The following is an 11,758-nucleotide window of genomic DNA, read 5'->3' on the forward strand; positions in this document are numbered from 1 at the left end:
CGGGATCGGGGAGAGCATCTTCAAGAAGCCCGGGGCATTGACAGGGATACACAACCCGTCTTGACTTTTTTCGTTATACCAGGGCTTCCTGCTCCAGTTTGATGCCCGCCTGCAGCATGAAGTTGATGACCTCGAAAAAGACGGCATATTCCTCCTGTTTTAAAAGCTGCTCCAGCCGCTTCCGGTATTTATCGTCGAAAGTGTCGGCAAACCGGGCGTTCTCCCTTAATGTTGCCACATCCATGTGAAGCGGTTGCAGCTCGGGGATGAGGTTTTTCAGGTAAACGAAGATCTGAAAACCGCCCAGGTCCAGATCCCCCCAGTGGTAATAAGCGGCCTGGGGGGTATGCTTCCGCAGATGGTTATAGATTTTTTCTAAAAACAGGCGCTTCAGCGGACTATAGAAACCGGCCAGGTAGACCACCAGTTCCCGCTCCGGCCGGGTGTTTTTGATGTATTCCAGGTATGCCGCCTTGTTCTCGATGGTGACCACCCGGTTCACCGGCAGCCTGGATACCTCGAAATTTCTGATCATTTCCGCGTTCATCGATGCCCCATAACAGAAGGGGGAAAAATCGATCACCTGCCCGTGCAGATCGATCACCAGCGGGCCGAAAAAGGAGAGTTCCTCCGATGTTTTGAGCAGGCCGATGTGTTCCAGAACCTCTTCGTCATCCATGTCCCGGCCTGGGAGCAGATAGTTTTTGACAATGGTAATAAGGCGGCTCCGGATCTTTCTTTCAAATTCCTTGCTTCCACCCAGGTAACGGCGGCTGAAGATCCGTTCTAAAAGCTCATCTTCCCCTTTCTGCTCTATCCCTTGCAGCGCCCTCACCAGGAGGTCGAACTTTTCCTCTTCTCTGGGCAGGTATCTGGGCATTTCCTTCTTTTCCTCGATTTCCTGCAGCATCTCTCTACAAAAATCTTTGATCCAGGGTGTGGTAACTTGCTCCCTGAGCCTTTCCAGCTTGCGCCGTGCTTCTACCAGAATGTCCTTTTTCCCTTTCCGGTTGACGAGGGCATAGGCTTCGGCGACCATCTCCAGGTTCAGAAACACCCGGGAGATGATATTGCCCACCTCGAACTTCATCCATTCCACGGTGATCAGCCCCCGCTGCTGCAGCTCAAGGGCGGCGTGGTGGATGGCCTCTTTGACATCGACCCTCTCGATGTCGTAGAGGGGAAAGTTCTTCTTATCGAACTTCAGCGCCACCCGCCTGTTTACGCGAGCGTTGCCCCGGAAGTGCCGGCTCTGCTCGTATTTATCGAGCAGCAGGTTGATGATAACGTTCTGGTAGTTCATCTTCATCCTCCAGTTTTCTGGGGTCGAAGGCGCGGACCACGGTGATATTATTCAGCCTGGTGACGCAGAGCGTCCGGTCCACCAGAGGGGCGATGTCACCGATCTTTTCTGTGGGGGCGCAGATCACCGCCTGCAGGCCGAAGCTGCGCAGCAGTTTGATGCTTTCCTGGATGCGCTGGTGGTCCATCTTGTTGAAGGCCTCGTCAAAAACGATCAGTCTCAATGTATTGTTTTTGTTTCTGTAGCGCTGCTGGAGCCGGTAAACCCGGACGAAGGAGGCCAGCACCGAGATGTAGAAGGGCGTCTGGGTCTCCCCTCCGGATTTCTTGGTGATGGTTTTGGAAAGGCGGGACTCCCGCCCCGATTCATCTTTCGAAATCAGATCGAACTGCAGGTAGGTGCGGTAATCCGTGAACTTCTCGATGTTCCTTTCCAGTTCCGCCCTCTGATCGGCGCTGAGATCCCCTTCACCCACATCCACGATCTGTTTGAACAGTTCGTCGATGGCGTCTCTGTGTTTTGCCTGGAAGGCCTGAGAAAAGAGGTTGTACCCCTCAAGGAGCATGCTGTCGGTGATCATGTCGTAGAACCTTTTGTAGTTGGGGTTCGGCTTGATCTCGAAACGGTAGCTCTCCCTGCCGAAGGCAACGTTTTTCAGGGCGTCATTGAGTTCTTCGATCTGCCCCCTGACCGTATCGATATTCTGTTTCAGTTTGCTGATGAAGTCCTCCTGGAACTGTTTTTGGGCCTTTTCCCTGGCGTCCTTGATCTTGGCTTCGTACTCGGCCAGGTGGGTATCCCTTAGTTCCGTCAGTTCCTCGTCAAAGGGGGTGTTCTCCGGAAGGTTGATGTCGTAGGACATCTTGTAGTCCCGGTTGTAATCGGAGCGCGCCCTGACCAGCTCCTGCCATTTCCTTTCCGCCTGGTTTTTGGTTCTCTCCAGCTGGGAATGAAAGGCCTCTATGATCTTGCGGGGGGAGCCTCTCTTTTCCATTTCCTTCAGGAAGCGCGGCTCACCGGTTTCCCGGATCCACCCGGCGTCGTATTTTTCGTCGATCCTCTGCTTGCAGTCGGCCCGCCGGGACTCTTCCGCGGGGATTTTTTCTTCTCTGATGGCGTTGTTTTCGTACTCCAGCTTGTTATTCTCCCTTTTCAACTGCTCCCGCTGCTCTTCAACAGCTGTTCTTCGTTTTTCTACCTCTTCAATTTCCCGGTCCAGTTTCTCCAGATAGCTGAGGTCGATCCTTTCCAGAGCCTCCTGCACCTGCCGGCGTTCCCCGACCAGGTCCTGGTAGGTTCTCAGCTGCTGCAGGCTGCCGGTGATGTGGGCGATGGTATCATCTCCAAGGGGATCTATCTCTTTCAGCCCTTCCAGCACCTCGAACCTAAACTCGCCTTTTCTTATCTCCTGGTTGAGCCCGGCCAGCTCCTGTTCCTTGATTTCGATCTGTTTTTTCACCGCCTGTTTCCCGATGTAGGGGACCTTCCACCGGTCGGGGTTGATCTGTCTGGCTGTAAAGTTATGGTAGAGCATGCCGGTGGGGGTGATGGCCGTCCGGTATTGGCGCAGGTCCTCCACCCGCTCGCATTTTATCACCCGGCCCAACAGGTAGTCGGCGAAAACCCTTGCGTATGGATTGTCTGTAACCACCTCTTCGGCGAGGCTGCCCTGCTTCACCTTGGGGTTCAATTCCTGCAGCTTTCCTATGTCCACGAGGCCGATATCGTAAAACTGGCGCTCGAATTTCAGCCGGTCGTAGACCTTCAAAGCGGCGACGAAATACTCCGGCGGTACCAGCAGGTAGAATTTTTGGGTGTGCAGGTAGCCCTCCAGGGCGTCCTGCCACCTTTTGTCGCGAACCTCGATCAGCTCGCAGAAGATCTCCACCGGCACCTCTCGACCGTACTGTTGTTGCAGTTGATTTTTGATTTCCCGGCGCAGCTCCAGGAGTTTCGCGTCATAGGGTTTGATGCCCTTTTTTAAATTGGCGATTTCACTTGCCAGTTCTGCCGCCCGATTTCTGGCGGCTTCCAGCCGTGATCTGGTGTCAAAGTAGAGGGCATCGACCTCATTGCGGAAGGCCTTCATCCGGGATCTGATCTCCTGCAACCGCTCGGCATCAAGTTCTCCTTGAGTTTCCGGACAAATCAGGCCGTCCGGTTTGATGCCGGACAGATACGCCGCTTCCCTTTGCAATGAGGCATAGGCATGGGCCTTCTCCGGGGCGATATGTTTGGCGTAATCCTTGAGCGCCCTTTTCCAGGTATTGCCTGTACGTGTTATCAGCTCGGCCAGCCGCTGGCGGACCCCGTCGAGCTGTTTCAGCTGCGCGGTCAGGTCGTCCAGCTGTTTTTTCAGGCTTTCTGTTTTCTTGTACAGGTCGGACTCGAATTTTTCCTTGAGAAGGCGATCCCTTTTTTCGTCCAGCTTTTTTATTTCCTGTTCCTTTTTCTCTAGTTGGGCGGCAAGGCTGACCATTTTTTCGTTATTTTGCCTGATTGCTTCCCGCAGGGCGTCGATCCTGTCGACCGACTCCTGCAGCTGTGCCCTGTCCATGAGATAGGACTGCTGCAGCAGGCGTTCCTTTTCAATAAGGTAGTCCTGGTACTTCGCTGAGATAACGGTCAGGCGCTCGATCCGTTCCTTGACGAACCCCGCTTCTAGTTCCAACTGTTTATAATGGCGGATGTTGGCCTGCATGTCGGAAATATCGATTCTGTTGCTGACATCACAGACGAATTCACAGATAAACTTTTCGATGTCCATAATCGGGGAAAAGGGAACGGCTTTCTTGAAAAGGGTGAAGAATTTGTTGTTCAGGCCACCCATCTTCCCTAGAAAGGACTCCCTGTAGCTCCTGTTGCTGTCGAAAAACTGGTATTTGATCTTTCCGGTGCTGTTGAGGTGATTCCTCAGTGTATGGTAGTCCATTGGGGTGTTGTTGAGGATGAACTGGTGCTCGGGAAGCGGAGCCTCCAGGAGGAAGAACTTGTGAGTGGGGTTGTCCTCTCCGTAGACATCAAAAACCACACCGAAGCAGAAGCTCTTTTTTTTGATGGTGTCGAAGAATTCCGCCACAATGTAGCTGGAAAAGACTCCGTCTCTCAGGTAGATAAACCCCGTCCCTCCATCATCGGCCACTTCTCCCCGCAGATAGCCTTTCAGGGTTCGCTGGGAGTAGTCGTTCGCCGCTTTGTTAAAGAAGTTTCCGCTGGTGTCCCCCAAGAACAGCAGCTGGAGGGCATCGATGATGGTGGACTTCCCTGAGGCGTTTTTCCCCGTTAAAAAGTTGATGCCGGAGAACTCGATCAGTTCCCGCTCGATGTAGTGCCAGTTGATGAGAAGCAGTTTTTGCAGCAGCTTCATCCCTTATTCCTCCGCCTCCGGAAGTATTTCTTCCGTGTTCTCCTCTTCATCATTTGCATCTGCCCCTGCCAGCTCGTAGATTTCGCTGATTTTTTCGTTGGTGACCACGAACAGGATGGAAGGGTAGATGATGATTCCCGTCTCCGGTTGGGTGACATCGCTTTCCAGGCGTTCGATAATCTGATACCTGCTCAATGCCCCAAAGGCGTTGAGCAGATCCCTGTTGGGCGGTTTTTTGTCGATCAGACCGAGGTTGATCATCTTTTCGACGACCTCTCCTACCGAGGTGGTAATCTCCCGCTTTAAAGACAGCTTCTCCCGCTTCTCTTCATAGATGAGCCTCAAGACGTAGAGGATGAGGGTGGTTCTTTTATCCAAGCGCGCCCTGTTCAGGTCAAAGCGGTTGTAAAGGGCGATCACCCCATAGTTGTTGTCCTTTTGCAACTCCCACCCGGAGAGGCGCAGGTATTGCCGGAAGAGTTCCAGGTGTCTTTCTATGAAGCGGTAGTCCGGGTTCAATTTGAGGCACTTATCTTTGCTGCTGTACCGGTCCCTGACGATAAACGTCCTGCTCAGCAGTTGATTCGCTATTCGAATGAACTCTTCCTTTTCGGTATGGGTCAGCTGCTCGTATTCATCAAGCCACATGGGGCAGCATCCTTTCTGCTCAACCGCATCATGGGCAGCCTGTATCCGTTAACCAGCAGGTAACCTGGGAGAAACTCGATCCGGTAAAAGGCCGCGGCCTCATCGTGCTTCAAGATTCCCAGTATGACCATGATAAAGTCTTCATCTCCCCGGATGATCAGGTCGCCGGTCTCGATCACCTGCCGACCGGCAAACTGCCGCTCCATGAAGTTCATGATGCGCCTGGTGCTGTAGCTGTTCTTAGCCCGGTTCAAAAGGTCGTCCAATTCCTTCTCCAGTAAGGTGTCGTCAACTGCCTGGGACATCTTGAGCGGTTGCCCCGGTTCCCTGGCCCTTGGCTTTTGCCTGCTGTAAAGGGAGGCTTCATCCAAAAAGCGCTGGGGGAAAAGGTTCAGGGACTCCTGCATCATTTGCTGCAACCGGCTTTCTTCCCCTTTTTCCCCTGCTGCTTTCAGGATTTCCACCAGTTTGCCTTTGATGCTGCGGTCGGTGTTCAGCAGATACTCCATCTTTTCCACTGAAGCCCGCGTATAAGCGGCCTTTTTTCTGTCGATCTCCTTGAGAAGGATGTCAATCCCTTCATAGACGCCGATGATTTCCTCGATCATCACGATGGTTTCTTCTAGTAATGCATCTTCATCTTTGTCCTGCCTGCGCCTCCGGGCGGATGTCACCAAAAGGTCGAGTATTGCCGGGTCGGCAAGCCAGCCTTTTAAAATATTGATGATCGGGGCTTTAAAGCGCGGCACGGAGTCAAAGGTTTTCAGTGGATGGTAAATCTTATCTTCAATCATCTCTTTAAAGCTGTCGAAGTGCTCTTTGAGGATCCCCTTAACCTCGGTCTGATCCAGCAACGCCTGGTGGTAACGCCGGATATTGTTGAGCAGGCTTTTCAGTTCATCCACCAGCGAGTTCGTGTTTTTATACGCCTGGATCAGGGCGTTGTATGTGTACATATCCCTCTCTTCATTGGCCGTCTTCAATAACGAGTAGGTGGAGTAGACCAAAGAGTTGTATTCCCTGGGTGTTGTATCCAGCAGATCGTGGAGGGTGTTGAGGATTTTGATGGAGTAGTCGTACAGCGTAATCTGTTCCTCAAAGGAATCGGTGGCGTATTCCAGGGCGATCCAGCCGGTTTGGTGGAACTTTCGGATGAGGAAGTGAGCCAGGGCGGACAAATTGCGCTCCGGTACCATCTCTTCACCCTCCAGGTCCATCTCCATGATTTTGTCTTCCAGCTCTGAAATGAGCATGGATACGACCTGGTCCTTGGTGAGGATCATCTCCTGTTTATAGGCTCGGTGCAGCACGAACAACCCGTCCAGATAGGTCTCCTTGTTTTTGGATGATAGAAGGGAAAACAGGTTTTCGGGGATTACTTGAAAAAGGCCCACTTTACCCCTCCTGCAGCCGGAGCTTACAGCAATATTCTATCATAACTGCGGGAAGGCGGGGTATGGCGTGCGCTGGATGCCGGGGAATCTTCTTTTGTTCAATTATTGATTCTCGTTACCGGCGGCATTGTTTTTGTTGCTGCATAGAATATGGCAGATGACTTTTCGGGTCTTGAGGCTGCTTTTTCTTCCGGGGGGAAGCATCCTTTTAAAGAAGAAAACGCAAGGAGTGATGAAAGTGCAGGAAAGAAGACCACCTTGCCCGTCCGGCCGCTACTGGCAGGTGAGGGCCGGCGATACACTTTATTCCATCGCCCGGCAGTTGGGCACTACATTAGATGAGCTGTTGCGCTTAAATCCGGGGGTAGACCCCTCGAATCTGAGAATCGGGCACTTTCTCTGCCTGCCGGAGGAGTTCCCTCCCTGCCCTTCAGGCGTCTACTGGGTGGTGGCGCCTGGGGACACCCTCTACCGGATCGCCCAGGCGACAGGGACAACTGTAGATGCGCTGCTGAAGGCAAACCCGGGAATTGACCCCTTGAACCTCCAGGTAGGACAGAAGATCTGTTTGCCGGGATAATCGTTTCAAAATTCGCCTGATCCCGGCCGGGATCAGGCCTTTACCTTTAGTGTGGATGTCCCTTTTTCTGTCAATAAGATGACGCACATAAAGCGCGGATTGTGTGGCGAATTCGTGTTCCCCTGGTTGGCGGTCGGATTCTGGACATCATTCCGGGATAGGGCCATGGTTATCGTTTTGAGCTGTGGAAGGAGATATCTGAGATCCTTCAAGAACTCCTCAATAATCAATTTGTTATTGTTTATACTTGTTCCGATTTGCAGCTACTTGAATGCCCAAAAAAATGGCGTTGCCTGGTACAGCAGGAACGGTCTTTTAATATTAAAAGAAGGCCTGCTATCAACCTCAAGGGTGCAATTAATTATTCTGTGTGCCGGACTGACTGCTGAGAACGGATTTTTTTGAGGTGGTATAATGTAATTAAGGATTTATTATATTTCAAGTTTGGTTAAAACCACCGGCCTCACCACGTACTGGCCGGTGGATCATTTGATAACCGGCACGGAACATGGCGTGGACATTGCCGGGAAAGCGGCGATACCTGGGGGTGTTGATGATGTTGGTCAAGATAAAGAACCTTGATTTACATCTGGATTATCTGCGAAAGTGGCTCCTGATCGCTACAGCTATTGGAGTGGTGGCAGGGGTGGGAGCCATCGCTTTTTACGAGGCCATCCATTGGTCTACCTACCTGTTTCTCCAATTGGGGGTTGGTTACACTCCGCCCGCGCCGCTGGGCGAAGGGAAGCTGGTAGTGACGGGAATCTCCCGGCGCTGGATGATTCCGGTAGTGACAACCTTGGGAGGGTTGTTAAGCGGACTGATTGTCTTCCGGTTCGCCCCGGAGGCCGAAGGACACGGTACTGACGCTGCGATTGAAGCCTTTCATTACAAGGATGGGATCATTCGGGCGCGGGTGCCTCTAATCAAGGTTATCGCCTCCGCCATCACTATCGGATCAGGCGGCAGTGCTGGCCGGGAGGGCCCGACAGCGCAGATCGCCGCCGGATTCGGCTCCCTTATGGGCCAGTTGCTCAGGCTCAATACTGACGACCGCCGCATCGCTCTGGCTACGGGGATCGGCGCCGGCATCGGGGCGATTTTCAAAGCTCCCTTGGGTGGTGCGTTATTGAGCACCGAGATACTGTACCTGGAAGGTTTTGAAATCCAGGCTCTGGTGCCATCTTTCATCGCCTCGCTGATTGGTTATACCATCTTTGCATCTTATGCAGGTTATACTCCCGTCTTCGGCTGGATGTCCCAGCAGGTGTCTTTTCACCCGATAACTCTCCTTTACTATTCCCTCTTGGGTGTATTAGGCGGCCTGATCGGTATTCTTTACGTGCGGACTTTTTATGCCACCCGGAACTATTTTAGGGAGCTTAACATGCCCAAATGGTTGAAACCGGCTGTAGGCGGCCTGCTGGCAGGCATTATCGGGCTGTTTTTGCCCCAGGTGTTGGGTATGGGCTACGGCTGGCTGCAACTGGGCATGCTGAATAACCCGCTGCCGCTGACCATAACACTGCTGCTCATTTTTGCTAAGATCCTGTCCACCTCCTTGTCTATTGGTTCCGGGGGCAGTGGCGGAGTATTTGCGCCCGGCCTGTTCATCGGAGGCATGTTGGGCACAGGCCTGTGGCAGTTGCTGCACAGAGTTGTTGCTTATGTGCCTGCTTCTCCTGCGCCCTTTATCGTGGTGGGAATGATGGCCCTGTTCGGTGCTGTCGCCCGCGCGCCGTTGGCAGTAATGTTCATGGTGGGTGAAATGACCGGTGGCTATGCCTTGCTGGTGCCAGCTATGATCGCGGTAGGGATTGCCTATGTCCTGGTGGGCAACAACACCATTTACGAAAGCCAGGTGCCTACACCGGCGGATTCACCTGCCCACCGCTTCGACTGCTACTTTCCGCAACTGGAGAAGGTAATGGTTAAAGAGGTTATGAGCACCGATATCCCGGTGGTAACTCCACGGGATTCCGTGAAGTACTGCTGGGAAATCCTAAAAAGGAGGAAGCTCAATGACCTGGCGGTGGTGGGCGGAAAAAACAACGCTCAGTTGGTAGGGGTAGTTGCTAAAGAGGATATTGTTCGCCTTCCGCTGCAGCAATGGCAGACAACATTAGTCGGCCAGGTAATGTCAGCCCCTCCAGTGGTGGTTGCACCGGAGGTGACTCTCGACAGGGCCCTGACGCTTATGGCCGACAACGATATTGCTTTTTTACCGGTGTTGGCCGAGGGTAAACTGGTTGGTATGGTCACCCGGTCCAGGATCATCCGCCATTACCTCCTGGCTGTGCAACGGGTAAGCGCCTAAGGGGTCTCCGGGATATCAGGTGACTCCTTAGGTGGCATGTAGCCAGGACAGCAGATTGTCTTGAGAAATTGCCCTTTCGCACTGGACAGGGATGGCAGGGGCAGAAGATTTCCTTAATTTAGTAGCCCGCCATGCCGCTGGCGGCGGCACCAACGGAGGAACAAAAAAGAGTTTATCCTTGTGGGCGCAGCGACCTTATGAAAGTTGTTACTCCCCCTTGATGAAGGAGCGTAGCGAGCAGCCGAATGGGGACAGGCGGCTCTGCGGCAGGGATGCCGTTAGAGGATCCGGTCGGCTGTTTATCTATCGACAAGTCTTAGGGCGAGTTAAACCGAAGGATCCGGGAGCAAGCCCAAGGATAAACCGAAACGTATTTTCAGGGGAGCTCTCTTTATTTGGCGGCTTTGATATAAGAAGCCGCAAAGGCACCGTCGATGCTCTCCCATTCCGCATCGGTGATCTTCACCCTGTTTCCGGCCAGAGACTTTAGCATTTCTTTTGTGTAACTGCGTGCCGGCTGCACTTCTATTTTCTGAAAACCGGCCCGGGACAGCATTTCCCGGCAGGTGTCGATATGCAGTGCACCGGCTATACAGCCGACCCACATTTCCGTCATCCTTCTGATGCTGTCGGGAACTTTTTTTAAGGCGAGGATATCCGCAATTGCCAGTCTCCCTCCCGGTTTCAGAACCCGGTAGACCTCCCGGAAGGCCTTTTCCTTGTCCCCGGAGAGGTTGATCACGCAGTTGGAGATCACCACATCAACGGCCTCATCGGGAAGAGGGATCTCTTCAATAAAACCCTTCAAGAATTCAACGTTGGTTGCTCCCATCAGTTCCCTGTTTTGATTGGCCAGTTCCAGCATTTCCTCGGTCATGTCCAACCCGTACACCTTGCCGCTTTGGCCGACATAGCGGGATGCCGCCAGCACATCAATCCCCCCTCCGCTGCCCAGATCCAGAACCGTTTCCCCTTCCTTTAACCCGGCAATGGCCAGGGGGTTGGCGCAGCCCAGGGAAGCATTGACGGCTTCAGCCGGTAAACCGTCGAGGTGTTCTTTGTAAAGCGATTCCGGATCGACGATGGGCGTGCAGCAAGACGGCCCGCAGCAGCAGGAAGATTTGCCTTGTTGCAGTTTGGCGGCGATTTCACCGTAGTAATCCTTAACCTGATCTCTTATCTCTTTGCTTTTTTCACTCATCACAGTTCCCCCTTCTTAACAGCAGTGTTCGTTTTGTATGGCTTTGATGAGCAGTTCCAGGCTTTCCAGCACCTGTCTTCTCTTATCTTGAGGTAGAGCTTGATAAATGTTCCGGTAGCACTCCGCCATGCGTGATTCGATAGCGGACAGCATTCTGCTCCCGGCTTCGGTCAATCCGATTTTGACGTAGCGCCGGTCCTCCGGATCCTCTTCTCTCTTGACCAGGCCCTGCTCGACCATTGTGTTGACCGTTCTGCTGACCGTGCTTTTGTCCAACCCCAGCAGTTCGGCCAGATCGTTGAGGGAGAGGCACCCTTTTTCGCCTATTGCAACAAGAGCGTGACACTGGCTGTAGGTTATCCCGCAGCAGGAAGACTCACTTTTGTCGAGCAGCCCGATTTTCCCGGTCAGCAGCCGGAGCAGTTGACGCAGGCGAAGCAGGTCGCTAGAAGTATCCAAAAGATCACCTCCTGCTAATAATTGTACTACACAACAGATGTAAAATGCAAACGTCCCTCTTCCTCTGGGCTTCTCTTTTGATGACTTCATCGAAGGGGTGGAGAGGGATGTGATCACCATGGCCTTTCAGCAGTACGGGAGCTCTCGCAGGGTTGCCAGGGCGTTGAAGATCAGCCAGACCAAAGCATCACGGCTGATCCGGAAGTACTGTAGCCAGGCTTAACGAGAAATTGCTCCTCTCTTATATTTAGGATTCTTTTCCGGGCAGTTTTCCCTCTCTTCAATGAGCCGGTTTTGACTCATTGAGTTGAAACTGGCTCACTTTTAGGCCGGCTGGGGGCAGCGGCAGTTTGCGATCAATCCAGTCCGGGCGCGGTTTTGCGGCGCTCCTCGAAATCTGGCACGGTATTTGCATATTTAAATAGCCGGTGTGGTTCCTGCGAACTGGTTTGCAGTAGACCACCATGCCGCCATCGGCGGCACCAACAG

At 52.9% G+C, this 11,758-nt stretch carries 9 protein-coding genes; 3 read left to right on the plus strand and 6 right to left on the minus strand.

Going from position 1 to position 11,758, the window contains the following annotated elements; genetic code table 11:
* Window positions 1-73 precede the first annotated feature (73 nt).
* From TPH_RS02235 to TPH_RS02250, 4 genes are read right to left on the minus strand one after another with little or no spacing between them, the layout of a single operon-like run.
* Window positions 74-1,303, minus strand: coding sequence for a Wadjet anti-phage system protein JetD domain-containing protein (locus tag TPH_RS02235; RefSeq protein WP_015049600.1), 1,230 nt, complete (start codon window positions 1,301-1,303; stop codon window positions 74-76).
* Window positions 1,263-4,670: an ATP-binding protein gene (locus TPH_RS02240; RefSeq protein WP_015049601.1), complete on the minus strand. Its 3,408-nt coding sequence runs from the start codon at window positions 4,668-4,670 to the stop codon at window positions 1,263-1,265. Before TPH_RS02240 ends, TPH_RS02235 begins: the two co-directional genes overlap by 41 nt.
* Before the next feature lie 3 nt (window positions 4,671-4,673).
* Window positions 4,674-5,318 (minus strand): DUF4194 domain-containing protein, encoded by a 645-nt coding sequence (locus TPH_RS02245; RefSeq protein WP_015049602.1) that lies wholly within the window; start codon window positions 5,316-5,318, stop codon window positions 4,674-4,676.
* A complete protein-coding gene (locus TPH_RS02250; RefSeq protein WP_015049603.1) occupies window positions 5,291-6,712 on the minus strand; it encodes a Wadjet anti-phage system protein JetA family protein in 1,422 nt (473 codons plus the stop codon). The genes TPH_RS02245 and TPH_RS02250 overlap by 28 nt, the downstream gene beginning before the upstream one ends.
* A 238-nt stretch (window positions 6,713-6,950) precedes the next feature.
* On the opposite strand from TPH_RS02250, the gene TPH_RS02255 reads away from it, so the two are divergent.
* Together TPH_RS02255 and TPH_RS02260 are read left to right on the plus strand one after the other, a co-directional pair.
* Window positions 6,951-7,292 carry a LysM peptidoglycan-binding domain-containing protein gene (locus TPH_RS02255; protein WP_028991142.1) on the plus strand — a complete coding sequence of 114 codons (342 nt, stop codon included), beginning with the start codon at window positions 6,951-6,953 and terminating at the stop codon, window positions 7,290-7,292.
* Window positions 7,293-7,845: 553 nt separating this feature from the next.
* Entirely contained in the window at window positions 7,846-9,609 is a 1,764-nt protein-coding gene (locus TPH_RS02260; RefSeq protein WP_015049605.1) for a chloride channel protein, read from the plus strand.
* Between the two features lie 391 nt (window positions 9,610-10,000).
* Here TPH_RS02260 and arsM read toward each other — a convergent pair whose 3' ends face one another.
* Together arsM and TPH_RS02270 are read right to left on the minus strand one after the other, a co-directional pair.
* Window positions 10,001-10,810: an arsenite methyltransferase gene (arsM, locus tag TPH_RS02265; protein ID WP_015049606.1), complete on the minus strand. Its 810-nt coding sequence runs from the start codon at window positions 10,808-10,810 to the stop codon at window positions 10,001-10,003.
* Between the two features lie 15 nt (window positions 10,811-10,825).
* The gene (locus TPH_RS02270; RefSeq protein ID WP_015049607.1) at window positions 10,826-11,269 is read right to left on the minus strand and encodes a MarR family winged helix-turn-helix transcriptional regulator; all 444 of its coding nucleotides are present in this window, start codon (window positions 11,267-11,269) and stop codon (window positions 10,826-10,828) included.
* A gap of 64 nt (window positions 11,270-11,333) precedes the next feature.
* Here TPH_RS02270 and TPH_RS15320 point away from each other — a divergent pair, with 64 nt between their 5' ends.
* Window positions 11,334-11,492 carry a hypothetical protein gene (locus TPH_RS15320; RefSeq protein WP_269077490.1) on the plus strand — a complete coding sequence of 53 codons (159 nt, stop codon included), beginning with the start codon at window positions 11,334-11,336 and terminating at the stop codon, window positions 11,490-11,492.
* The last annotated feature ends 266 nt before the right edge of the window (window positions 11,493-11,758 follow it).

Source organism: Thermacetogenium phaeum DSM 12270 (genome assembly GCF_000305935.1).
GTDB classification, from domain to species: domain Bacteria; phylum Bacillota; class DSM-12270; order Thermacetogeniales; family Thermacetogeniaceae; genus Thermacetogenium; species Thermacetogenium phaeum.

Bases quoted from the DNA above. Each gene is read 5' to 3' on its own strand.
- TPH_RS02235 (WP_015049600.1), bottom strand. From the start codon at position 1,303: ATGAACTACCAGAACGTTATCATCAACCTGCTGCTCGATAAATACGAG.
- TPH_RS02240 (WP_015049601.1), bottom strand. From the start codon at position 4,670: ATGAAGCTGCTGCAAAAACTGCTTCTCATCAACTGGCACTACATCGAG.
- TPH_RS02245 (WP_015049602.1), bottom strand. From the start codon at position 5,318: ATGTGGCTTGATGAATACGAGCAGCTGACCCATACCGAAAAGGAAGAG.
- TPH_RS02260 (WP_015049605.1), top strand. From the start codon at position 7,846: ATGATGTTGGTCAAGATAAAGAACCTTGATTTACATCTGGATTATCTG.
- arsM (WP_015049606.1), bottom strand. From the start codon at position 10,810: ATGAGTGAAAAAAGCAAAGAGATAAGAGATCAGGTTAAGGATTACTAC.